We start from the raw sequence: 25036 nt of genomic DNA on the forward strand, positions 1-25036 counted from the left end.
TACCACCTTTAAGATTAATGTAAATGTTTTCAAACGAAACGACGGCAATTAGCCGCATAATTTGCCGCCGCGCCGTCGTGGTTTTATATTATATTATGTATTTTATCATTTTTCGCCGATAAAAGCAAGCCTTTACGATAAATTTTTAAATTCCCGAAAATCAGTTTGCGCTACTGCGCTCGGCGATAAACTTTTCTACGTCGCGCCTGTACGGCATGGACGGGATTGCGCCCGACTTTTGCACGGCGAGCGCGCCCACCGCCGAGCATACTCGCAACGCGTCCTCGACGGAATAGCCCTCGTCGATAAGCGCGCCGAGCGAGCCCGTAAACGAATCGCCCGCGCCGACGGTGTCCACCGCCTTGACCTTAAACCCTTCTATATACTTGACGGTCTGCGCGTTCACCAAAAGACACCCCGCCGCGCCCAGCGTTACGACTACGTTTTGCACGCCCTTACCCTCTCCCCATCATTTCGACCGAAGCGAGCGTCAGCGAGCGGAGCGGAGAAATCAAGGCGTTAGCCGCACTATTATTACGGCTTTTCCTCTATGCGGCGGTTCGCCTAGATTCCTCGACAAGCTCGGAATGATGGGGTGTTTGTAATGCCTCCTCACTCTGCGGCGGTTCGCCTGGATTCCTCGACAAGCTCGGAATGATGGGGTGTTTGTAATGCCTCCTCACTCTGCGGCGGTTCGCCCGGATTCCTCGGCGTTGCTCGGGATGATGGGGGTATAAGCATTTCTTTTCTATATATATCTAATCAAGTTTTGCGCAGAGCAAAACTTCCGCAACTCTTATCTTTTATCTCTTATTTATTATCTTATCCCTCCCCATCATTTCGACCGAAGCGAGCACGCCCTTACCCTCTCCCCATCATTTCGACCGTAGCGAGCACGCCCTTTCCACCTCCCCATCATTTCGACCGAAGCGAGCATAGCGAGCGAAGCGGAGAAATCAAGGCGTTAGCCGCACACTTGTTATTGCTTTGCCTCCCTGCGGCGGTTCGCCCGGATTCCTCGGCAAGCTCGGAATGACGGGGGTATAAGCATTTCTTGTCTATATATAAAAATCAAGGCTTGCGCTATGCGCAAACCTTGATAAACTACTATCTATTATTTATCTACTTCATCAGCTTGTTTTAACGTCTATCCACATGCTGTCCAGTTCGGTACTCCACTTCTTGCCGAAATCGCGCATTACGGCGCAACGCGCCAGCACGTCGTCGGGCGGGAACAGCATATCTATATACATCTGTTTAAACCACTCGGGCTTGTCGTATAGCACGCTTTCTTCGTCCGTGCCGTCGTCCTCCTCGAGCGCGGCTTTCGCGTCTGCCATAACTTCCGCGCTCGCCATAGATGCGCCCATATAATCGAAGTTGCGCATTGCAAAATCGTTTTCGTCGTCGTAGAGGTTAATAAACTTCAAAAACATATTTGCGGCATACTTGTTCCCCGCGTACTTGGGAATAATCCAGCCGTCCACCCATACGTTACTACCCTCTTTCGGCACTTCGTAATAAAAATGTTCGCCGCCGTCCTCTTGCATGATAAGACACGAATCGCACGACCAAAACAAGCCGAGTGTGCCTTGGGTCGTGCCCGCGAGCATGTCCGCTTTGCCCGAATCCACTTCGTACTTATACAGCAAACTTTTCTGCGCGATAAGCGCGTTTTGCGCGGCTTTAACCGCGGGCATGTCTATCGTGGAAAAGTACGAAATAAGTTCGGCTTGATACTGTTCGTTATAGTCTTTAAACCCGTCGGACAGCGAGGACAGTGTTTCGCGATTGTTGTAAATACGCGCAACCGAATATGCGTCGCGCACGCTGTCTTTCATGAGTATGTGTTTTTTGTATTTTTCCGACCACAATGCGCCCCAAGACGTCATGTCCTCGGATCCCGCGTCTATGTGGTTTGTGTCGTACATAATGCCGAACGTGCCCCAAACATAGGGAACAAAGTATTCGAGCTGTTCGTCGAACGGCTTGACCATGTCGGCAAGCCCTTCGTACAAAAACCCTTCCGCTGTCATGTCGAAAACCGTTCTGTCCACTTTCTGCGCCAGCCCGCCTTTAATCATGCGTTCTGCCATGTAGTCGGACGGGCAAACAAGGTCGTAATCGTTTTTAAGCACTTCGATACGCATAATCATATCTTCGTTGGTTTCAAACGTGTCGTATTCGACGGTAATCGTCTTGCCCGTTTCGGCTTGATACCAGTCCTCGAAGTCGCCTATCAAGTCCTCGTCGATATAGTCGCCCCAGTTATAAATTTTAAGAATTTCGTCGCGGGGCGCGCAACCCATAAACGTAGCGGCGGCGGAAGTTGCCATAACGCAAGCGAGCGCCGCGGATATTATTTTCTTTTTCATGGTAATTCCTCCCAACCGCTAACCGCTTATCTTCGCGACTTTCTTTTTGTGCCGCACGCTTACGACGTTGAGCGCGATAAGCACCGCAAGCACCGCCACGAACAGCACGGACGACAGCGCGCGGAGCGTCGGGTCTGCGCCGCGCTTGGCGAGCGCGTTATAAAGATATACGGGGATTGTTTCGACGCTGCCGTTTACAAACTTGGACACTATAAAGTCGTCGAGCGACAGCGCAAACGCCATTACAAACCCGCTTATCATACCGGGGATAAGTTGCGGCACGACAACGGTAAACATGGAACGCATGGGCGACGCGCCGAGATCGAGCCCCGCTTCGTAAAGATTGGGGTTGAGCTGCGACAGACGCGGCGTGACCGACAGAATGACATACGGCACGGTTATCATGGTGTGCGCGATAATCAAGGTCGTCCAGCCGTAAGGCAAGCGCATTGCCAAAAAGAACATCATAAACGTAACGCCCGTAACGATTTCCGCGTTTTCCATCGTAATGTTTGCGACGAAGTTAGCGGCGTTCTTTTTCCACCTGCGCATGTGGTAAATGCCGACCGCGGCGGTCGTGCCGAGCACGGTTGCAAGCGCGGCGGACACAAACGCGAGAATAAACGAGTTTTTAAACGCGTTGAGCACGCTTTCGTTGGTAAACAAGTCGGCGTACAGTTCAAGCGAAAATCCGCTCCACACGCCGAGCGCCTTTGCGCCCGTAAACGAGTAAATAATAAGTATGAGTATGGGCACATACATGACGGCGAGCATTACGCCGACAAACGCCCAAATAAGACCGGTGCGAACGTTTTTACTCACAGTACGCCTCCCACTTCGGCATGTTGCCCCTTGGAAATCTTATTGGCAAGCAAAACTGTCAGCGCGATAAGCACGAGCAGAATAAACGAATATGCCGAGCCTATGTTCCAGCCGCCGCTGTTGGCAAACCACTGATTGATTATGTTACCGAACATATACGTCGAAGTGTCGCCCAAAACGTCGGATATGGCAAACGTCGAAACGGTGGGCATAAACACCATAAGCACGCCCGAAACAATGCCGGGCAGCGACAGCGGCAACCGCACTTTTATAAGCGTGGTCAGCGGCGACGCGCCGAGGTCGTGCGACGCTTCTATTAAGGACTTATCCATGCCCGACAGCACTGAATACAACGGCAACAGCATAAACGGGAAAAAGTCGTAAACCATGCCTATCGTCACGGACACCCACGCGTTGGTTATTTCCAGCATGTACAAAACAATCTTGACCGCATAGGTGCGGAGCAACGAATTTATCCACATGGGCAGGACGAACAGCATAACAAGTATAAACTTCTTATTCAGCGCGGACGAACTCAACGCCAACGCGAGCGGATACGCCAACAAAAAGCAAAACACGGTCGTCAGCATGGCGACGAGAAAAGACTTGCCCATAACCGCCATAATGTTGGGTCTGCGGAAAAAGTGCGCAAAGTTTTCGCCCGTTATTCCGCCCGTCGCGCCGTCGGTAAACGCATAGTAAAGCATGATAAACAGCGGAACGATAACAAACACAATGGACAGCGCGAGATACGGCATGGCAAAAGCGGAACGCTTAATGCCGCGGATTTTAATCTTTTTCGACTTTTCTGACTTTGCGCCGGTCGGCGGTATTTCGGGCGCGGCTTGCGGCTCGACGGCAGCAACGTTATTGCGCATTTTCGTCACCCTCCTCTGCTTCGGCGGACGCGGACGTCGGCTCGGTTTCTTGCTCTTTCTCCTTGCGCGTAACGGTAAGGTCGCGCGGGTCTATCTTAATGCCGACGCGGTCGCCTATATCCCACTCGTCAACGGTGTCAATCAAAAAATCGTTATCGTCGTCGGTATACACCTGCACTTGATAATAACTGCCCTTGTACAGGGTCTGCGTCACGTTCGCGCCGATAACGCCGTCCGCTTCGTCGTCGGTAAGATCAATCTTGTCGAACGGCACGGACACGCGCACTTCGTCGCCGCGTTCAAACGCTTCGCCGCCCGCAAACTCGAACTCGCCGCCGCAGAACTTAACGGTATTTTCGGCAGTGATTTCGCCGTCGTATTCGTTTACCGTCTTCAACTTTTTCATGATGTGTATGCCGTCGGGCTCTATGGACAGCCACACCGTTTCGCCCACCGCGCGTTCCACGGTGTTCTGCACGGTAAACTGATAGCCCGCCGCCATGATTTCCATTTCGTAATAAGTGCCCTTGAACACGGTGGAAACGACTTCGCCTTTGAGCGCGCCTTTTTTCGGATCGACCGCAATGTCCTCCGGACGCACGACAAGGTCAACGCGTTCGTCTTTGCCGAAGCCCTTGTCGGAGCACTTGAATTGCGTGTCGCAAAACTCGACCAAAAAATCCTTTTTCATTACGCCCGAAAGTATGTTGCTCTCGCCGATAAAGTCGGCGACAAACGCGTTGGCAGGCTCGTCGTAAATCTTTTTGGGCGTGCCGTACTGCTGAACCGCGCCGTCGGTCATGACGACCACTTTGTCGGACATGGTAAGGGCTTCCTCTTGATCGTGCGTGACGTAAATAAAAGTAATGCCTATATCCTTGTGCATTGCCGCAAGTTCCAACTGCATTTCCTTGCGCATTTTAAGATCGAGCGCGCCGAGCGGCTCGTCCAACAGCAAAACTTTGGGTTCGCAAACAATGGCGCGCGCAATGGCGACGCGCTGTTGCTGACCGCCCGACAAGCCCGTAATGCCGCGATAGCCGTATGCTTCGAGGTTGACCAGCTTTAAAACGCGCTCGACCTTTTCGGCAATTTCGTCCTTGGTGAACTTGCGGTAAACGGGTCTGTTCTTTTTGTCGAACTCGCCCGTCGGCACGCGTTTGAGTTTAAGCCCGAACGCAATGTTTTTAAACACGTTGAGGTGCGGGAACAACGCGTACTTTTGGAACACGGTGTTAATGGGGCGCAGGTGCGGCGGCACAGTGGTGACGTCCTGCTTTTCCAGCAGAATAGTGCCCGATGTGGGCAACTCGAATCCCGCAATCATGCGCAACAGCGTCGTTTTGCCACAGCCCGACGGACCGAGCAACGTGACGAACTCGCCGCGGCGCACCGCAAGATTGACGTTGTCCACGGCGGTAATGCCGTCAAACACCTTGGTAACGTTTTTGATTTCGATAATATTATCGAACTTCTCTCTCGTTGTCGTTGCCATATTATTCCTCCGAAAAAGATTAAAACAAATCCGTGCGCCGTCGCGACCGACCGAACAGCCGTTGCCGCGCGTCCCGCAAAAACTTTGTAGCTACCGCGCATATATGTGCGCGAGGTAGCCGCTACTTGCTAAAACGTCGGCGGGCAGGACACCCAAAGCACCTTGCTCACTCCGTCCGCCTCGTTCTCTATGTAGTGCCGCTTGTCGGACGAAAAATAAAAACTGTCGCCCGCGCAGGCAACCTCCGACCGATCGCCCACGACTACCCTAATCTTGCCCTGCAACACGTACCCGAACTCCTCGCCCTCGTGCGGAATATCCGCGTCGGTCGCCGCGCCCGCTTCCAGCTCCGTAATAATCGGCTCCATGGCGTTCTTTTGCGCCGTCGGAACAATCCACTTGACCGTCACTTCATCCGTCTGTTTCTCGAAGTAATCTTCGGGCGTGAACACAAGTTGCGCCTTGTCGTCGAACCCCGAAAAAAATTCGGACAGGCTCGACCCCAACAGCGTAAGTATGTCTATAAGCGTCGCTATCGACGGCGACGTAACGTCGTTTTCCAACTGACTGATAAAGCCCTTGGACAGCTCCGCGCGGTCGGCAAGCTCCTCTTGCGTAAGCCCGTTTTTAAGCCGCAAATCGCGCAACTTCGACCCTATCGATATTTCGTTGTTCTCTTGCATTACCGCCGTCCTTTCCGATCGTAAGTTTGTTTTATTTAAACTTTAAGTTTACTTTTAGTAAACCAAACGAAAAATATTATAGGGTATTGCGCGATATATGTCAATTATTTTACAGTATATTTTTTAATATTTTTTAGAAAATTTTTTACTTGCAAGCAAAAAAATGCCTGCGAAGCTCGCAAGCAAGTAAAAAAATTACCATGACGTTAAATCGCCCAAAACACGGCGACGGCGCGCTTATTTATAATCGTTTATATCGCCGTCGGTGCAATGCAGTACGAACGAACTGTTACACGCCGAAGCGTATTCGCTTTGTATGGCGTACCAATCGACAACCGTGCCGTTATAATACACGTCGGACAGCCACTCGCACTCGTCAAAAACGCCGAAGCCCAGCTCTTTGAGCGTGGACGGAAGTTTGACCGATTGCAGGTGCGGACAGTCCGAGAACGCAAAGTCGAACACCGCCTCGACGCCCTCCGACAGCACCGCCGTTTCAAGGTTTTCGCACCACGAAAACGCGCCGTCGCCTATGTATCTGATTGCGGACGGAACGACGATTGCGACAAGCCCGACGCAATCGTTAAACGCGCGGTCCTCTATTATTTGCACGCTGCCGTCGTTGGGTATTACGCTGACGGCGCACCCCGCGACAAGTTCTTTTGCCGCTGTGCGGATAATGCAATCGCCGTCGCTGTGAAAAACGGCGTTATCTTTATCGACGCGCAACCGCTCGACCGCACTGCCGCTCAATATGCCGTATCCAATATCCGAAACGTTTTTGGGCACGGTAAAAGATTTTAACGCCTTGCAGTTTTCAAACGCATACGCTTCTATCTCGGTAAGGCTGTCGGGCAAAACGACTTCTTCCAGTCCCTCGCAAGAACTGAACGCGTATTCGCAAATCACGTCTATACCCTCGCCGATTATTACTTTTTTAAGGTTGCCGCAGTCTTTAAACTTTTCTTCGGGGATTTCGCAGTTGCCTATGACGGTCACATGCTCGACGGAAGTAAACCACCTGCCGTCGAACGCGGCGACAGGCAACTTTACGCGCCGAATATTGTAACAGCCCGAAAATACGAACTTGCCTATTTTTGCGTCGGGGTTTTCTATCGTGACGTCGCGCAGATACACGCACTTATCGAACGCGCGATCGCCTATTTCGGTGACGGACGACGGAATAACGATAACTTCAAGATTACTTCCCTCAAAGGCCTTCGGCTCGATAGTCGTAACCGTGTCGGGAATAACAAGCGTTTTGAGCCGCGGACATTTTTTAAACGCTCCGACTCCTATCGAGGTTATATATCGCCCGTCCGCGTACTTGGGCAACTCCACTGTTTCCGCGGTTGACGAAACTACTTTTTTAAGCGTGCAAAAGCGATCGTCCTTGCCGCGTTTGCATTTAATAACGGGTATGTCTGACATAATCCACCAACAACTGCGTGGCGCCTATTTTTATAATACTGCGCCGCGCGACTATTTGCCTTTCAGTTTCTTTTTAAGCGCGCGCTTTTTGTTTTCGGGCGCGGACGCGGCTTTTTCCATTTCCTCGAAGAACTGTTTTTCCTCCTCGGGATCGGTTATTTCGGGCGGCGAGTACAGTTCGGGATCGACCGTCTTGTCGTCGAGGTAGTCTATAAGCGGCTGAATATTCGCCTGCTTGACTTCGTCCACGGGCGTGTTCATTGCGTTAAGGAAATACGTGCCGTCCTCGTCGATTACGCTCGCCGATTTGAGCTGACGCACGATCATGGAAATAGACATCTTTTCGGTGCGCGACAATTCGTCGAGGTCGAACCCGCCCTGCACGTAAAACGCGGGCACAAACTTTTCATAAGCGACGCTGACAGCGACCGATTTGACGCGCTCGGCGCGCTCTTTGCGGAACGGAAACAAGCCCACGCCGCACAGTATGAATTTTTTGTAAATAACGTCGAGGTAGTCGGCAATCTTTTTGTACCCGCCGAGCGTGCCGCCGCGAACGGAACCGATATACAAAATTTTATCGTACCCGCCGAGCATGTCGCCGCGGAGCTTGTCCGCCGGCACCGCGTCGCAACCGAGCGCATTGCCCAAAATATCCACGTAACGCTTTACATAGCCGTGCGCCGAATTGAACACAATCAAAAGTTTGCCTTTCATGAAAAAACCTCTCGATTTAGGTTGATGATATTATTGTATCATATTTGCGCAAGCATTTCAAGCGTTTTGGCAAACATGAAAAACGGAGCCGCAAACAGCTCCGCATTTCCTATATTATCGCGCCGCAAACGCTATCCGTCAAGCGGCGATATTGACCGATAATAAACCGTTAATAGTTTTCGGCGTTCATGGCAAAGAACGCGCGCGGGTGCGCGCACACGGGACAAACTTCGGGCGCGCTGTCCGCGACAAGAATATGTCCGCAGTTGAGGCACACCCACACGACCTTGACGGGCTTGTTAAACACCTCGTTCTTTTCAATGTTGGCGGCGAGCTTGACGTACCGCTCCTCGTGCGTTTTTTCGATAGCCGCGACCTTGCGAAACAACTCCGCTATGGACGTAAAGCCCTCTTTGTCCGCGTCCTCGGCAAAAGTCTTGTACATGTCCGTCCACTCAAAGTGTTCGCCGTCGGCGGCGTCTTTCAGGTTGGTGAGAGTATCGCCTATGCCGTTGTGCAACAACTTGAACCATATTTTGGCGTGTTCTTTTTCGTTGGACGCGGTTTCGGCGAATATGCTCGCTATCTGTTCGTACCCGTCCTTTTTCGCCTTGGTCGCATAATAATCGTACTTATTTCGCGCCATGCTCTCGCCCGAAAAAGCGGTCATCAAATTTTCTTCGGTCTTGGTACCCTTTAAATTTTTCATGATATGAAAACTCCTTTATTACGTGCGTACAGTATAGCACGCGCGCGCGCCCGCTTACGCGCATATCTTGACGGTTTACCGCGAATCGTGCGGAATAAAATGCAGGACGATTGCGCGTACAGCTTTTACTCCTTGCGGCGGTTCGCCTGGATTCCTCGGCAAGCTTGGAATGATGGGTGATAATGGCTTTACTTTTCTGCGGCGGTTCGCCTTGATTCCTCGGCAAGCTCGGAATGATGGGGATATGGGCTTTACTTTTCTGCGGCGGTTCGCCGCTCAATCGGTAGGCTTGACTTTACTTTTCACTTAAAAAGGCTTGCGCGTATTCCGCACAAGCCTTTAATGCTTTATCAAAATTTTTAATTGACTTGAACCATCGAGTAGATAAGTCCCGCCGCGCCGATAATACCCGCGTCGTTGCCGAGCTGGGCGACAAGAATATCGAACCGCGGCGTGTCGGCAAAGCCGTAATTTCTGTCCTTGCAATAGTCTTTAAGTTTGTAGATAAGGTAATCGCCTTGCGCGCAAACCCCGCCGCCCAAAATTATTGCTTGCGGACGGAAAATGTTTGCAAAGTTGAGCATGCCTTCGCCGAGGTACTTGACAAAATAATCGACAACCGCGTTAGCCGAACGGTCGCCCGCCTTACTGCACTCGAACGCCGTGCGCCCGTCCACGTCGTCGAGCGTGGGCGAAAACTTCCACATAGCCGAATTTTTATCTGCAAGCATTGCTTTTTTGGTTTCGCGTATGAGCGCGCTCGCACTGCAATATGCTTCCATACAGCCGTTACGCCCGCACGAACAAGGTTCGCCGTCCACTACAAGCACCATGTGCCCCAGTTCCGCGCCCTTGCTCTCGTTGCCCTCGTACAGCTTTCCGCCGAGCACTATGCCGCCGCCGACGCCCGTGCCGATCGTCAAGAACACGGTGTCCGTGTACATGCGACCGACGCCGAACATTGTTTCGCCGAGCGCGGCGACGTTGGCGTCGTTGCTGACCTTAATGGGTTTGTTTATCATGCGCGCAAGCTCTTCCGCAAGCGCGACTTTATGCCAGTTCAGATTGAACGCGCGATCGACAACACCCGTCGAGGAATTTATTGCACCCGGGCAACCGATACCTATACCTACAAAGTCGCGATCGTTGGGGTCGGCAAGCGACAGCACCAAACGCCCTATGTCGTTGATTATCTTGTGTTCGCCCGCCGCAACGTCGGTAACTACTTTGCCCTTTTTGACGATTTTGCCGTCCTTATCGACGACGCCCGCTTTTATGGACATACCGCCTATATCAATGCCGATACAATACATACAATCCCTCGATTATTCGATTATTATAGTGTTTATAGATGATTTGAGTTTGTCTTTATCCGACTGCTTGCGGTCTTTAAGATACTCGCCGAACATGTTGACCGCATTGCGCCTGTCGAGTATGACATAACGCCGCGTAACGGGCAACTTCTTTTCCGCGGGTATTTCCGCTTTGGTCTTTTTGGACTTTGCCGCGCCTTTGCCGGCGTTCTTCGCCGCGCCGCGTTTTGCGCCGCCCGACGTCTGCGCCGCGCGCTTTCCGCCGCTTTGTTTGCTCGCCGCAACGGACTCAACGTCGGCGCGCTTTGCGCTCTCCGTCGTCCGCACAGCCGTCTTTTGCTCGACCGACACGGTCGTTACCGTCGTCGTTTCGCTCTCCGCCTTGTCCTTAACCACAGTCCGCATTTGCGGAATATATATGTCGCGGTTGGGCTCGATATTCTCGTCGTCCGCGCCCTCGTCCGCCTGCGCGGCGTCAACCGCGTCCGTATACTCGCCCTCGTTGCCCTGCGCGTACCACGCTTCGTCGTCGTCCGACTGCTCGTCTATATCCTCGACCTGTTCGGTCTGCTCTGCGTCCGCGTATTCGGTAACTTCGTCGTCCTCGACTTCGGACTGCCGCTCGCCGTCGCTTTCGGCGGGTTCTCCGTCCTCGGCAAAAAACTCGTCGATAAACGCATCCAAGTCCTCCGTGTCCTCGCCTTCGACGGTATCCGTCGCACTGTCCGTTTCGATTGCTTCGTCGGTTTGGTCGGCTTGATATTCGTCAACGTATTCGGACTGTTCGTCGTAAACCTCGTCGTCCGTTTCGACGCTTTCGGAGTATTCGCTATATTCGGTAGTTTCTGTTGTTTCGGTGTTTTCGACGCTTTCGGTAACATCGGCTTGCGCATCCTCGGCAGTAGTATCGCCGCCGTCCGTAAAGTCGTCGTCGAAGCTGTCAAACCCGTCGTCGGCATTGTCGTTGTTAAGACCGACAAACTCGGTAGAGTGTTGGGGCTGTTGCTCGCGCCAATCGGGTTTAGACTCGGATTGGGTTTGCTCCGCGGGCGATTGTTCTACGTTGCGCGACACGCTTTCCGTCGTTTCGCGGTTTTTACCGCTTGCCGCGGCGTTGGTCTTTTTAACGGCGGACTCGCCTATACGCCTAATCTTTTCGAGTTCGAGATCGCGTTTTATCTGTTCGGGCGACTTGTCCTTGTTATTGGCTTTGGCTTTTGCGGGTTTGTCCGCTTTTTTATTGGCGACAAGGCAATCGACAATAAGCGCGACAAGACTGCAAATCAACAGCAATGCGGCGAGTTGCGACCCGACCGTCGTTGCAAGCGCGACAAAAAGATCGGCTAACGGCAGTTCCGTAGGCTTTGCTCCCATGACGAACACGGGCACGATCGCGCCGTCCGCGCCGACCGTAAACGAAATGCGGAAATCGCCTTTTAGCATTGTCAGTACGGAACAGGCAAACATGCCCGCCGCCGCAATAAGCACGATTGACGCGACAATGCGCAAAATTACGTCGAACGCATTGCACTTACGTTTGCCCTTGACCGCGACGACAATCGTCGAAACGATAAAAAACATTATAAGCGCGAGCGCCGTCGCAACGAATACGATGTTAAAAAGTTTAGACCAATCCAACATAATTTAATTATACAACCCGCGTTGTATTTTGTCAATATTTTGATAATCTTTGCACAAAAAAATCGCGGTATTTTTGGTTATACGCCGTAAAACGGCGTTAATTTGCGCTAAAACATTCGTTTTCGGATCATTATAATTATCACGGGTATCAGAATTGCGGCGATTATGCCGAGCACGATCCAAAACCCGTACCGGTTATCTGCGAACGGAACAAGCACGTTCATGCCCCAAATCCCGCTTATCAGCGTGGGGATCGTGAGCAAAATGGTTATTGCCGTCAACAGCTTCATGACTATGTTTTGGTTGTTGGAAATAACCGAGGCGAACGCGTCCATAGTGCCCGACAAAACTTCGCGATGTATGGACGCCATTTCTATCGCCTGTTTGTTCTCGATAATTACGTCGTCCAACAGGTCGTTGTCGTCCTCGTAATGCTTGATTGTGGACAGCGTGCGAATACGGTCGATAACTATTTGATTGGCGTTTAGCGACGTGGAAAAATAAACAAGCGCTTTATCGAGGTCGAGCAGTTTTATAAGCTCGGTGTTTTTGAGCGCGCGGTGCAACGACTGCTGTATGCGGCTCGCCGTTCGGTCTATCAGTTTTAGATAGGACAAAAACTTGGTTGCGTTGCAGTACAGTATTTGATAAATGAACCGCGTGCGCTTGTTCACGTCGAAGTTGCGAATAGTTTTTGTGACGAAGTCGCCGAGCACCGACGTTTCGCGCAGACACACGGTGACAAAATAGTCTTTGTTAAAGACCATTGCAAGAGGAAGCGTCGAATACACGTACGCGTCCTTTTCTTCGTTTATGACAGGTATATCTACAAGCACGAGCGTAACGTCGTCGTCCACGTCGATACGCGCGCGCTCCTCTTCGTCGAGTGCGGCTTTGAGCATATCCTCCGGTATTCTCGTCGCGGCGCTTACAAGCTCCACTTCGAGGTCGGACGGATTTTCGAGGTTTATCCAAGTTCCGGGCGCAATGTTTTCGCGCTCGGCAAGCTCGCGCTTGCCGCTTTCCATAGCATAGATTTTCAACATAGCGTGTTTTAACAACGGGCGTATTCGCGCGCCGCAAAACTGCCGTGCGCGAACCTAACTATTACAACTACTGTCGGAACTGTCCATTGCTCTCCTCCACTCATAATTCTACCATAAACCGAAAAACTTTGCAAGCGTTTAAAAGATGTTGTGTAATTATGAGGGTGTTGCGAATTGATGTGGGAGTTGGTTACTGCCGCACTGCCCTGCGGCGGTTCGCCCGGATTCCTCGACAAGCTCGGAATGATGGTGGTGTGGGCTGTGCCGTTCGGTATGGGGGTATGTGGGTTGTGCTATTCTGTACGGTGTATAATTGTCGCGGCGCTTTGCTGCACAAAAAAACTCCGCGAGTGCGGAGCTTTTTTTGTTTAAGATTATCGATTTTATTGCAAAATGCAAGTTTATTTGAGTTCGACGGTTGCGCCGACTTCTTTGAACTTGTTTGCCATTTCCTCGGCTTCCGCTTTGGAAACGTTTTCTTTAACGGTCGAAGGCGCGCCGTCAACGAGCGCTTTCGCTTCGGATAGTCCGAGCGACGTGATTTCACGCACAACCTTGATGACGGGGATTTTGTTCGGTCCGACTTCTTTGAGCACTACCGTGAACTCGGTCTGCTCTTCCGCTGCGGGAGCAGCCGCGCCGCCTGCCGCGGGAGCCGCAACAGCCATAGCCGCCGCCGATACGCCGAACTTTTCTTCGATTTTCTTAACGAGGTCGTTGAGTTCGAGAACGGTCATTTTCTCGATTTCTTCAATCATCTTGTCCAAATCTGCCATGATTTTTATCTCCTTAATAGTGGGCTTTTTGCCCGTAATTTATTTGGCGATTACGTCGCCGCTCGGCGGTTATACCGCGATGTTTTTTGTTTTCGGGTTGCAATCGGTCGCTCGCGCCTTTATTCGTGCGACGTTCGACCGCGTTGCGGTTACGCCTTTTGCTTTGCAACTTCGCTGACTGCAATAGCCAAAGACCGCATGGGGCTGGTGAGCAAGCCCAAGAGCTGTGCCAAAAGCACGGGCTTTTCGGGTATGTTCGCAAGCGATTTGATACCGTTTTCGTCGAACTTTTTGCCCTCGACGACGCCGCCTTTGATTGTCATGGGCGTTTTGCCTGCGTACTCGTTGAGTATGCGGCAAGGCGCGACGGGGTCGGATTCGGGTCCGAACGCCGCGGCGGTAGGTCCGACAAAGTGATCGTCGAAGCCCGCGTTGCCCGTTTGCTCAAACGCGCGGGAAAGCGCGCTGTTCTTTATTACTCGGTATTCGACGCCCGCTTCGCGCAACGCTTTACGCATTGCGGTATCCTGCTCGACGTTTATTCCGCGGTAATCGACAAGCACCACCGACGACGAGTTGTTGATTTTTTCGACGACCTCGGCGACATACTGTTTGCGCTGTTCGATATTGTGTAACGACATGGTTTTTACCTCCTTAAAGACTGGGTCTTGCCCTTGCGGGCGGGGTGCGGATCTGTCCGCATTTCTTTGCGAGGCGCACCACGCAAAGTTATTGACTGTTTTTTTGTTGCTTTTTCGCCCATTTAAAAGCGGCGCTCCGTCGAAGCGCCGCAAAAACCTCACGTTAAAACATGTAACGTTTGATGTTTTTTTCGCCTCGACAAGTCAACCTTTTTAGGCTGTTTAAGTTTCCGCTTGTGTCTTGGGCAAGCCCGTTTTACAGGACTTGTTTGCGGTAGTAACATAACCGCTATTCGATTGATTGTTGTTGCACGTTCCGCGTTTTTGCGCGAATGTTTATTACGCTCTGACGTTTACTTTGAGCCCGGGACCCATAGCGGGGGTTACGTACACGCTTTTGAGGTACGTGCCCTTTGCCGCCGCGGGTTTCGCCTTGATAATGGCATCCATGAGCGTGTCGAAGTTCTCTTTGAGTTTGTCCGCGCCGAAGCTCTTTTTGCCGATAATGCAGTGCACTATGGACGTTTTGTCCACGCGGTATTCGACTTTACCCGCTTTGGTATCGGCAATCGCTTTTGCGATGTCCTGCGTGATAGTGCCGGACTTGGGACTGGGCATCAAGCCGCGAGGTCCGAGGATACGCGCGACCCTACCGAGCTGACCCATCATGTCGGGCGACGTGATAACTACGTCGAAGTCGAGGTAGTTTTCGTTCTGGATTTTGGCGATGATTTCTTCCGCGCCGACTATGTCCGCGCCCGCTTTTTGCGCGATGTCCGCTTTGTCGCCTTTGGCGATTACGAGCACGCGCACGCTTTTACCCGTGCCGTTGGGGAGTACGACCGTGCCGCGGACCTGTTGGTCGGCTTGGCGGGGATCGACGCCCAATTTGACGTGCGCTTCGATTGTTTCGTCGAATTTAGCGGTTGCGATTTCGGGGATTTTGGCAAACGCCTCTTGAGGGTCGTAAACCTTGCCGCGCTCTATCGTTGCGGCGGCGGCTGTATATCTTTTTCCGTGTTTCATATCAGTCCTCCACCGTTACGCCCATAGAGCGAGCCGTGCCCATGACCATGGACATAGCCGTTTCGAGCGAACCCGCGTTGAGATCGACCATTTTGAGTTTGGCGATTTCCTCGACCTGCGCTTTGGTGATTTTGGCTACCTTGTCGCGGTTGGGCTTTGCCGAAGCGGATTCGATGCCTGCCGCCTTTTTGATAAGCACTGCGGCGGGCGGGCTTTTGAGTACGAACGTGAACGAACGGTCGGAGTAGATACTCAATACCGCGGGGATAACAAGACCCTCTTTGTCGCGCGTGCGCTCGTTGAACTCTTTTACGAAGCCTGCGATGTTGATGCCGTGCGGACCCAAGCTCGAACCGACGGGCGGTCCCGGGGTCGCTTTACCGGCGGGAAGTTGCAGTTTGACGACTGCTTGTAACTTTTTTGCCATTTTGCGTTCTCCTTGTAAAAATTTATTACAATCGCGGTGCTGACGGGGCTATTGCCGCCCCTCCCGAATTGACTATGTGATGTAAGTTTTGCCGACCCGACGCATTCTTACTACGAAGTTATGCGATTAGTAGTCGATCTTTTCGATTTGGTACGTATCCAACTCCGCCGGCGTGAGCCGTCCGAAGATGTTTATATCTACCGAGCACTTGCCCGTTGTAGCGTTGATGCTCTTGATCTCGCCCGTCATGTCGGTGAGCGGTCCGTTTACGACGCGTATCGTGTCGCCGACGGCGAAGTCGGTTTTGACGGTGACTTTTTCGAGCTGCATGCGGCGGATTTCTTCGTCCGTGAGCGGGGTGGGTTTACCCTGCGGTCCGACAAAGCCCGTTACGCCGCGCGTGCCCGTTATAAGGTGCCACATGTCGCGCGTATATATCATTTTGACAAGCACGTATGAAGGGAACATGCGTCTGTGCACTATCTTGCGCTTGCCGTTTTTTTCCTCGACTATATCTTCCATGGGGATACGAATATCTATCAGTCTGTCCTCGATATTGTTCTTTTGGAACGCCGTTTCGAGGTTGACTTTTACAAGATTTTCGTAACCGGAATAGGTATGAAGAATAAACCACTGTGCTTCGGGAAGTTCTTGCTCTGTCATAACAGCAACCCTCCTCCGCCGCGTACAAGCGCGGCAACAGCCGCCGCCGCACTGCCGTCCGACAAACGCTTAACCAAGAATTCGCGGTAAAACAGTCCGAACAGTCCGTCGAAAGCCATCATTACAAGCAGGAAAATTATCGTGACCAACAGCACGACGCCCGTTTGTTTAAGCACCTTGGAAAACGACGGCCAAGTTACTTTTTTAAGTTCGGAGAAAAAGTCCTTGAACCAACGGCGTATACGCCCCGGCTCCTTCTTTTTTTTCTCTTTTTTCTCCTTGACTTTATCGTCGGCCATTATTTGGTTTCCTTATGGACGGTACGTTTTTTGCAAAATCTGCAATATTTGTTGAGCTCGATCCTGTCGGGATCGTTCTTTTTGTTTTTTGTGGTGTCGTAATTACGCTGTTTGCACTCCGTACATTCGAGCGTGATTCTTACGTTCTTGGGTTCCATACCTGTCCTCCGAAAATACGCTAAATAAAACACCGCCAAAAACGGTGTTTACATAAGATTATCATAATATTTAAGCGTTGTCAAGCGTTTTGGACAAGTTGCAAACTATTTTTTGCGTGCGCCGCCCTACACCGCGCCCGAATTTTGCACTTGTTCCTCTTGGAACTGGCGCATGTACAAATTGTAATACGTGCCGCGCTTTTTTATCAGCTCGGCGTGCGACCCGCGCTCGACTATTTTTCCGCCGTCCACGACAAGTATTATATCCGCCGATCGTATTGTCGACAGTCTGTGCGCTATCACAAAACTCGTGCGGTTTTCCATTAGCTTTTCTATCGCGCTCTGTATCAGCTTTTCGGTGATTGTGTCGATTGACGACGTGGCTTCGTCGAGCACGAATATAGCGGGGTTGACGAGTATTGCACGCGCGAACGACAGCAGTTGCTTTTCGCCCGTGGACAGAGTGTTGCCGCCCTCGCCCACTTCCGAATCGTAACCTTTATCGAGCCGCTCGATTATCGCCGCGGCGTTTACGCTTTTGACCGCCGCGTCGATCTCCGCGTCCGTCGCGTCCTCCTTGCCGTATGTCAAGTTGTAACGTACCGTGCCCGAAAACAGATGCGGCGACTGCAACACGTATCCGATATTGCCGTGCAACCACCCGATCGAACGCTCGCGCACGTCCTTGCCGTCGATTAGTATGCTGCCGCTCGTCGGCTCGAAAAACCTGCACACAAGGTTGACTATCGTCGATTTTCCCGCGCCCGTTTCGCCGACGATTGCGACCGTAGTGCCCTGCGGAACGTTAAGGTCAAAATGTTCGAGCACGTATTCGTCGCCGTCGGGGTATTTGAACGTCACGTCGCGGAACTCTACGTCGCCGCGTATAGGCTCCCAGTTTTCGCGCTTGGGGTTGAAACAGTCGCCGTACTTTTCGATTACTTCGGGCGCGTCCTTTACGTCGCTTTCGCTTTCCATAAGCGTCGAAAAACGTTCGAGGTTGACCCGCACCGTAACAAGGTCTGACAGCGCGCTTACAAACCACAGCACCGGCTCCATCAGTCCTTGCGCATAAGTCATGAACACAGACAGCACGCCGATTTTGATGACGCCCTCTTGCGTGATGACGCCGCCGTACCACAGCACCAACGCGAGCGCGGCGGACGACGCGAACGATATTATAGAAAACAGCAGGGCGCGGTGGTGTCCGAGCCGCGTCGCTTTGCGCTTCATCGAGTCGGTACGCGCACGGAAGTCGCCGTCCAGTTTGCGCTCGACGGCGAGCGTTTTGGACGTCGCCGCGCCCGTTATTCCCTCGTTGAACGCGCCCGTGATTTCGGAGTTTATTTCGCGCACTTTGCGGTTTTCCTTGGTGAGAGTGCGATTGAAATACACCGAGAACAGCGCGACTATCGGCACGATCGCCAACACGCACACGGCGAGCAACGGTTGCAAGATAAACATGACGACCGCCGAACCGATTACATACATTATGTTCCACACGCTTTGGTTGACGTCCCACGCTATTATGGACGCGACCGACGACGTGTCGCTCATGACGCGGGCTTGAAGTTTGCCCACGCTGTGTTGATTGAAGTACGACACGGACTGCGTTTGCAAGTGGTTGAACGCGTCGCGGCGCATGTCGCGCAGTATAAACATTTCCAGTCTGCAACAAGCGTAGCTGCCGAAATAGTCCACAACCGCGCACAAGAGTATTACCGACGCATACAACAGCGCGAACGTAATCAAGCCGTCTACCGTCTTGTTTGCTATAAAGTTATCTATGGCGTACTGCTGGAATAACGGCGTGATTGTGTTGAGCACGCTCGCCACCACCGAGCCAAAAATGAGTACGGCAAAAAGTACGCGATACGTCTTTATATAAGGTTTGAGTTTGTCCAGCCCGAAAAATTTGAGCCGCTTTTCGGCGGGCGCGCTTTGCGCTTTGGGTTTATTTTTCATCGCCGTCCGCCTCCTTTTCTATTTCGTCGGGCAATGCCGTTTGCAGGTCGTAAATGCGTTTATAAATGCCGCCCGCCGCGATAAGCTGTGCGTGCGTGCCGCGCTCCGCTATTTTTCCGCCGTCCATGACTATTATGCTGTCTGCGCGCATGACCGTGGAAATTCGGTGCGATATGATTACCGTCGTCGCCGCGCCGTTTAGCTCCGCGAGGTTGGCGCGTATTTTCGCGTCCGTTTCGCTGTCCACCGCCGACAGCGAGTCGTCGAAGATTATGTAAGGCGTTTCGCGCGCGATCGTCCGCGCAATCGCAACGCGCTGACGCTGTCCGCCCGACAGCGTTACTCCGCGCTCGCCGACGACCGTTTCGTACCCGTTGGCGAACCCCGCGATATTGTCGTCGAGGCAGGCTATCTTTGCGCAACGCCGCACTTCCGCATCGTCCGCGCCGTCCTTTGCCATGGCGATATTCTCCGAGATAGTGCGCGAATATATGTAGCCCTCTTGCAACACGTACCCGATATTGCCGCGAAGCGTGGGCGGCGGAATTTGTTTAACGTCGCGCCCGCCTATCGTAACCGTGCCCGAATCCGCTTTATACAGCCCGTCGATAAGGCACGCGATCGTCGATTTGCCGCTGCCCGTCGCGCCGATTATGCCGAACGTACTGCCCTGCGGCACGGTAAAGCTGACGTTTGCAAGCACGGGCTTGCCGCTTTCGTAAGCAAAGCTAACGTCGTCGAAAACAATATCGCCCGACAGCGGTTCGCCGCTCGCAGTATACTCCTCCTCCCGCGCGTTCATGACCTCGGCGATACGACCGAGCGACACGCCGACTTTGCTCAAATTGGATATTATTCGACCGAGCTGGCGCACGGGTCCGAGCATCATCGTGTTGTACGAAACGAACGCGACAAGGTCGCCCGCCGACATGCCGCCGCGCACGCAAAACAGCGTGCCGATAACCACTATAAACAGCAGTTGCAACGCCGCGATAAAGTCGCTCGTCGTCCAGAACAGAGCCATAAACCGTTCCAGCCGAACCCACAGCCCCGTATAGTAATCGTTCTGTTTGGCGAACTTGTCGCGCTCCTTGCGCTCCGTGCCGAACGCACGCACCACGCGCGCGCCCGTCAAGTTTTCCTGCGCATACGTCCACAACACGCCCTCGTTCTCGTCGCAACGCTTGAACGACGCGCGCGCACGCACGTGGAAAAACAGCGAGTAGCCGATTAGCGCGGGGATAAACGCCGAGGCTATCGCCGCGAGCCGCACGTCGATAGTGAACATGAACACGAGCGACAGCGCGAGCAAAAACACCACGCGCACAAGCGTGAAAAACTGGTTGGTTATAAAGTTGGATATTACGTCCGCGTCCGACGTGCAACGCTGAATAATGTCGCCCGTGTTGTTTTCGGTCTGCCATGACAGAGGCAGACGCTGTATGTGCGAAAACAGCGTGTTGCGCATGCGGCGCATCAGTATTTCATTGGCGCGGGTGTTGAAATATGCGGAGCAGTATTTAAACACGGTTGCAATGAGCGCAATGCCGATTATGACGATTGCGACTATCCAAATTCGGTCTTTGAGCGCGGCTATTCCGCCGAACAGCTCCACTATGCCCGAATAGCTTGCGGGCGGCGGCGCGTCGCCTATTACGCTGTCTATCGTGAACCCTATGATTTTGGGTATGACAACGCTTAAAAACGTCATTATCATGCCGCACGCCACGGCGAACAGAAACAAAGCGACGCTGCCTTTAAGAAAATATCTTAAAAGCCCGCGCTTTGTATACTGTTTATTTGTTTCTTTTAATCCTGTATTTTCCATAATGCAATAATACCGTTATGCGTTAGCACAAATGAATATAAAAATAGCTTACGGCGACAAACCGCAAGCTATTTCTTAAAGCTATGGTTATATCGCGTTTTCGGCGCAATAACCCCGCCGTCCGCGCGACAAAATAGGATTATTCTTCGCCTTCTTCTTTGTTTTCGTCTTCGAGCTGTTCTTTTGTGGGAATATCGCTCTTTGCGCGCGTGCCCACAAACTGCGGCTCCATGCCCTCGGGTCCGTCTACCTTATAGAAATAAGTATAGCCGTTAGCCCATTTATCGACTTCGGCGAAATACGTGAAATATCCCGCCGCGTAATCGCAACTTATTCCTGCCGATACGGTGCTATCCGCGAGCTTTTGCGCTTCGCCGTACCCGTCCATGTGCGGATACAACGGAACGCGATAAAAGTCGCTCTCCGATCCCGAAAAGTACAGATAGTTTTCCTGTATGAACAGCGGCGTGCCTGCGGTCTTGCACAGCGTTTCGACATTGCCGTCCGTCGCATACACGTTTATCGCCGAACTCGTCGCGCCTATAAAGTACACAGTGTTGGACAGCGCGTCGGGACGGAACGGGAACGTTGCCGTTATAGTGCTTGTTATTTCGGTCGGGAAATATGCGTCGTCCGATTCGGAAGAACCGTACTTTCCGCCTATCTGCTTATTGCGGACGGCGGGGTCGAGCGCGTCTTGCTCTTTTTTGTAGCCCGCCGAATACTCCATGAGCATGTTATGAAGATTGTCGTAAGCGATTACGTCGTTGCCGACTTTGTTCTTTGTGCGATAAAACACAACGCCGTCGCGCACCGCTTCTATCTTTTCCTCGCGCCCGTTCATGGACACTACAAAGTTTTCCGATCCGTCGGGGCGCATTGCCTCGATAACCGTGCCCGCGCGCTGTTGGTCGCTGTCCTTGACGTTGCGCACGAAATAAATAAAGTCCTCGGGCGTGTTGGCGCTTATGCCGTTATAGTACGTGTCGCGGACGGGCAAATATACGCTTGTCGCGTTCACTTTGAACGTGACGGGATCTGCCGCCTCGCCCTTGCCGTGATTGACTTTGACCGATACGATATTAGTTCCCTCGTTGACTACAAGATACACCGCATTGTTGTACTTATAAAACGCATATGCCGACGACTTGGTGTCCACGTTCTCGGACGTGGTGTATATTTTGGTCGGCTCGCCGCCGTTGAGCGGCATCATGAAAAAGTCTGTGCGTCCCGTCTGCACCGTGCCCGTCGAGCTTTTTTCGTTGTTGGGCGTTGCAAAAAATACGGCGTTGTCGTAGATGAATATGCCGCCGCGCGAATAGCTTTCAGTGCCTATCGTTTTGGGCGCGATCTTGGTAGAGTTGACAATGTTTATAGGATTGTCGTAATAATCTTTGCCTTCCTCGTACTTAAACTCCAAGCCCTTGTCGTCTATTTTGGCGCGGAACTTGGTAAGCCCGTCTCCGTCAACGTATTTTTCGCCGTTGAGTTCGGCGCGATAAAGCGCGCCTTTGACCACTTCGTCCCAAACGTTGGAATTACCGTCGGTATCGTCGTAGCCGCGCGTGCCGTTTATAAAATAAACGTAATTGCCGTATGCGACCGCCGACCCGCCCTGGCTCGTAACGATATACGACGTGTCCTGCGCGGGGAAGGAAATTTCCGTGTAGTGGTCGCCCGAACAGCCGGAAAGTACCGCGGGACTGACTGCGAGTACCGAGGCAAGCGCTATTGAAATGGCGACTGTGCGTTTTTTCATATCTGCTCCAATAAAGATTATAACCGAAATTTAACCGTGTAACCTGATTTTGCGAATTTTTGCCGATTGCCGTGCCGTCGGCTGTTCGCCTTATCAGTTTTTGATTTTGAACGAAATCTTCGACGACAGCAACCCGTCGCCCGTGACCTTTAACACAACCTTGTTTTCCGCGGGATCCGGTCTTACGACCGCAAGCGCGTGCCCGCCGTATGCGGGACACATGTCGAACTCGCTTTTGCGCATCATGGGGTCGGCGTTGATAAACGCTACAAGCTCCCCGCCCGTGACCGTCGCCGTGAGCGTGCGCATTGCATACGGCACAAGCTCCCCGTCGCGATCGCACACGTCCACCGTGGCAAAGCCCAGATCGCCGCGCGAAACGGACAGATTCTTTTGATACGCTTCCAGCCTTATCGACTTGGGCGAGTTGGCTGTTTTAAGTTGAGTGCGCGCGCACTCCGTGCCCTTGAAATATGCGACCGCTTCCAGCGTGCCGGGGTAGTAATCGACTTGGAACGTCGCTATGTGCCGATTGACCTTGCCCGCGAGCTTTCGACCGATAAGCCTACCGTCGAGATACAGCGCTACCACGTCGCCCGACGTGTACACCTTAACCGTTATTTTTTGACCGAGGTAACGCGGCCAATTCCACATATTGACGTGCTCGCCGTCGTCGGGATCGACACATGTTATATAAGCTATGTTGCGTTCGCCCAAAAGTATGCGCTTATACACTGCTTGCGGCTTTTCGCAACCGATAGCGTCGATGTCGCCCAGCGTGGTATAAATTTCGTTGAGCTTGCCGCCGCCGAGGTAGTCTATACCGCACTCGTTGAAGTCGCCTATTACCCTGCCGTTTTTCTCGGTGGCGTCCAGACTTTCAAACGCGCGCTCGCTGCTTGTCCGCGCGCCGACCACAAGCCTGTCGCGCTTGGCTTTTTCGCTCTCGTACAGCGGATATAAATAGTTGAACCCGCAGACGTCCACCGCCTCGAACGCGCCCGCCGTAAGGTTGTCGAACAGGTTTTTTTCGCGCCCCGCGTTGATTAGCGCGGACTCCGAATCGTAATGCGCGCGCTTGACGCCCGCCGCTTCCAGTTCTTTCAGCGTGGGAACAAACTCGCGCGCCGACACCGTTACTGGACGGGTGTCGTCCGTATCGCGTATGATTTCCGCGACGCTCGCAATAAGCGCGTGTCCGTCGTTGCGACCGTAACACTCCGGCACGTCGTCCGCAACGCCGTACATGGTGACGGACGGGTGGTTGCGCAGAGTGAGTAGTTTTTCGCTTATATATAAGTGCGGTTGCATGCCCGCAAACGGGGTCTTGCCCGCGACAAGCCTGTCCAACAGATCGACAAACGCGTACATACCCACGTCGTCGCACGCGTCGAGCGCGGCTTCGGTAGGACAATCGACAAAGTGCACTGCGTTATACCCGATTGCTTTTAACGCTTCCAGCCGTCTTACTTCGTTGCAGTACACGGACGCGCCGCCGAGCGCGGCGTCCGCATGCGACAAGTACGCGCCCCAAAGCAACACGTTGCGGTTGTTTACGTACAGTCCGCGCGTGGGGTTGAGCGACCGCGACGCTATGCCGAAACGCGCGCGCTCCTCGCGCTCCGTTCCGTCCTGCGCAATCAGTTTTGCCGTCATGGAATACATGTACGGATCGGACGGCGACCACTCGTAAGGATTGTTTATGCGCACGCGCATGGACAAAGGCTTGATTTGCCCCGCGCGAAGAATTATCTTGCGCTGTTTTTTGCCCGCGCGCTTGCCGCGCGCGTTGTGCACGGTACAGTCCACCGTAAACTTTTCGGGCTTGTCCAAATAATTGCAGACGGTAAGCTCGACGTCCGCGTAAGTCCTGTCGCCGACGACCGCCGTCTTTATAAACAGCGACCTGTATTCTATATCCGCAAGACTATCCGATATAATAAGTTTGACTCTGCCCGCAATACCCAGCCCGACATACTTGTCGTACATAGCGGGCGAATTAAACAGCTCGACGCGCACGGTATTGTTTACGCCCGAGAGCATATCGCCTATATAAAAAGTAACGGGACCGTAATCCGCTATCTCTCCGATTTTTTCGTCGTTTACAAACACGTCGCCCATACCGCACACGCCCGAAAATTCGAGCGCGGCGTTTCCGCTTTTAACCTGCGGCAAGGCACGCGAAAACACAGCGCGCGCAGACGGTATATACCCGTTTAGCTGACCGAACGCGCATGCGTAATCTCTGGAAAGTCCGACTGCCGCGTCGTGCGGCAGATCGCAATCGTACCGCGCGTCGCCCACGACAATATTCCAGTTCGCGTTTAAATCGACACTTTTCATATTGTCATTATAACAATATGCCGCACAAATAGCAAGTGAAT

Annotated in this window: 23 protein-coding genes; all 23 read right to left on the minus strand. The window is 52.6% G+C overall.

Features of this window, described 5'->3' with window-relative positions; genetic code table 11:
* Positions 1–160: 160 nt before the first annotated feature.
* The 23 genes from NFR57_RS03705 to NFR57_RS03815 all read right to left on the minus strand — a co-directional run bounded on the left by NFR57_RS03705 (position 161) and on the right by NFR57_RS03815 (position 24995).
* Positions 161–451, minus strand: coding sequence for a PfkB family carbohydrate kinase (locus NFR57_RS03705; RefSeq protein ID WP_251182488.1), 291 nt, complete (start codon positions 449–451; stop codon positions 161–163).
* 679 nt (positions 452–1130) lie between these two features.
* Positions 1131–2375 carry an extracellular solute-binding protein gene (locus tag NFR57_RS03710; RefSeq protein WP_251182489.1) on the minus strand — a complete coding sequence of 415 codons (1245 nt, stop codon included), beginning with the start codon at positions 2373–2375 and terminating at the stop codon, positions 1131–1133.
* An 18-nt stretch (positions 2376–2393) separates the two neighbouring features.
* Positions 2394–3197, minus strand: coding sequence for an ABC transporter permease (locus tag NFR57_RS03715; RefSeq protein ID WP_251182490.1), 804 nt, complete (start codon positions 3195–3197; stop codon positions 2394–2396).
* The gene (locus NFR57_RS03720; protein ID WP_251182491.1) at positions 3194–4075 is read right to left on the minus strand and encodes an ABC transporter permease; all 882 of its coding nucleotides are present in this window, start codon (positions 4073–4075) and stop codon (positions 3194–3196) included. Before NFR57_RS03720 ends, NFR57_RS03715 begins: the two co-directional genes overlap by 4 nt.
* Complete coding sequence (locus tag NFR57_RS03725; protein WP_251182492.1) at positions 4065–5570, minus strand: polyamine ABC transporter ATP-binding protein; 1506 nt, start codon at positions 5568–5570, stop codon at positions 4065–4067. Before NFR57_RS03725 ends, NFR57_RS03720 begins: the two co-directional genes overlap by 11 nt.
* 128 nt (positions 5571–5698) lie before the next feature.
* Positions 5699–6235: a helix-turn-helix domain-containing protein gene (locus NFR57_RS03730; RefSeq protein ID WP_251182607.1), complete on the minus strand. Its 537-nt coding sequence runs from the start codon at positions 6233–6235 to the stop codon at positions 5699–5701.
* 255 nt (positions 6236–6490) lie between these two features.
* The gene (locus tag NFR57_RS03735; RefSeq protein ID WP_251182493.1) at positions 6491–7684 is read right to left on the minus strand and encodes a leucine-rich repeat domain-containing protein; all 1194 of its coding nucleotides are present in this window, start codon (positions 7682–7684) and stop codon (positions 6491–6493) included.
* 51 nt (positions 7685–7735) lie between these two features.
* Positions 7736–8401, minus strand: a complete 666-nt coding sequence (locus tag NFR57_RS03740) for a flavodoxin domain-containing protein (RefSeq protein ID WP_251182494.1) — start codon at positions 8399–8401, stop codon at positions 7736–7738.
* Between the two features lie 169 nt (positions 8402–8570).
* Positions 8571–9110, minus strand: a complete 540-nt coding sequence (rbr, locus tag NFR57_RS03745) for a rubrerythrin (protein WP_251182495.1) — start codon at positions 9108–9110, stop codon at positions 8571–8573.
* Positions 9111–9469: 359 nt separating this feature from the next.
* Positions 9470–10423: an ROK family protein gene (locus NFR57_RS03750; RefSeq protein ID WP_251182496.1), complete on the minus strand. Its 954-nt coding sequence runs from the start codon at positions 10421–10423 to the stop codon at positions 9470–9472.
* Positions 10424–10435: 12 nt separating this feature from the next.
* The gene (locus NFR57_RS03755; protein ID WP_251182497.1) at positions 10436–12064 is read right to left on the minus strand and encodes a hypothetical protein; all 1629 of its coding nucleotides are present in this window, start codon (positions 12062–12064) and stop codon (positions 10436–10438) included.
* 107 nt (positions 12065–12171) lie between these two features.
* A complete protein-coding gene (locus tag NFR57_RS03760; RefSeq protein ID WP_251182498.1) occupies positions 12172–13110 on the minus strand; it encodes a magnesium transporter CorA family protein in 939 nt (312 codons plus the stop codon).
* Between the two features lie 401 nt (positions 13111–13511).
* Positions 13512–13886 carry a 50S ribosomal protein L7/L12 gene (rplL, locus tag NFR57_RS03765; protein ID WP_251182499.1) on the minus strand — a complete coding sequence of 125 codons (375 nt, stop codon included), beginning with the start codon at positions 13884–13886 and terminating at the stop codon, positions 13512–13514.
* A gap of 149 nt (positions 13887–14035) precedes the next feature.
* Complete coding sequence (gene rplJ, locus NFR57_RS03770) at positions 14036–14527, minus strand: 50S ribosomal protein L10 (RefSeq protein WP_251182500.1); 492 nt, start codon at positions 14525–14527, stop codon at positions 14036–14038.
* Positions 14528–14866: 339 nt separating this feature from the next.
* The gene (gene rplA, locus NFR57_RS03775; RefSeq protein ID WP_251182501.1) at positions 14867–15553 is read right to left on the minus strand and encodes a 50S ribosomal protein L1; all 687 of its coding nucleotides are present in this window, start codon (positions 15551–15553) and stop codon (positions 14867–14869) included.
* Position 15554: 1 nt separating this feature from the next.
* On the minus strand, positions 15555–15980 hold the full coding sequence (gene rplK, locus NFR57_RS03780; RefSeq protein WP_251182502.1) for a 50S ribosomal protein L11: 426 nt from the start codon (positions 15978–15980) through the stop codon (positions 15555–15557).
* Between the two features lie 126 nt (positions 15981–16106).
* Positions 16107–16643: a transcription termination/antitermination protein NusG gene (gene nusG, locus NFR57_RS03785; protein ID WP_251182503.1), complete on the minus strand. Its 537-nt coding sequence runs from the start codon at positions 16641–16643 to the stop codon at positions 16107–16109.
* Positions 16640–16942 (minus strand): preprotein translocase subunit SecE, encoded by a 303-nt coding sequence (gene secE / locus NFR57_RS03790; RefSeq protein WP_251182504.1) that lies wholly within the window; start codon positions 16940–16942, stop codon positions 16640–16642. Before secE ends, nusG begins: the two co-directional genes overlap by 4 nt.
* A complete protein-coding gene (rpmG, locus tag NFR57_RS03795) occupies positions 16942–17100 on the minus strand; it encodes a 50S ribosomal protein L33 (RefSeq protein ID WP_251182505.1) in 159 nt (52 codons plus the stop codon). Before rpmG ends, secE begins: the two co-directional genes overlap by 1 nt.
* A 126-nt stretch (positions 17101–17226) precedes the next feature.
* The gene (locus NFR57_RS03800; protein ID WP_251182506.1) at positions 17227–19065 is read right to left on the minus strand and encodes an ABC transporter ATP-binding protein; all 1839 of its coding nucleotides are present in this window, start codon (positions 19063–19065) and stop codon (positions 17227–17229) included.
* A complete protein-coding gene (locus NFR57_RS03805) occupies positions 19055–20893 on the minus strand; it encodes an ABC transporter ATP-binding protein (protein ID WP_251182507.1) in 1839 nt (612 codons plus the stop codon). Before NFR57_RS03805 ends, NFR57_RS03800 begins: the two co-directional genes overlap by 11 nt.
* Positions 20894–21032: 139 nt before the next feature.
* On the minus strand, positions 21033–22652 hold the full coding sequence (locus NFR57_RS03810; RefSeq protein WP_251182508.1) for a hypothetical protein: 1620 nt from the start codon (positions 22650–22652) through the stop codon (positions 21033–21035).
* A 93-nt stretch (positions 22653–22745) separates the two neighbouring features.
* Positions 22746–24995 carry a DUF4982 domain-containing protein gene (locus NFR57_RS03815; protein ID WP_251182509.1) on the minus strand — a complete coding sequence of 750 codons (2250 nt, stop codon included), beginning with the start codon at positions 24993–24995 and terminating at the stop codon, positions 22746–22748.
* Between the last annotated feature and the right edge of the window lie 41 nt (positions 24996–25036).

Source organism: Anaerocaecibacter muris (assembly GCF_943192945.1).
Taxonomy (GTDB): domain Bacteria; phylum Bacillota; class Clostridia; order Christensenellales; family Pumilibacteraceae; genus Anaerocaecibacter; species Anaerocaecibacter muris.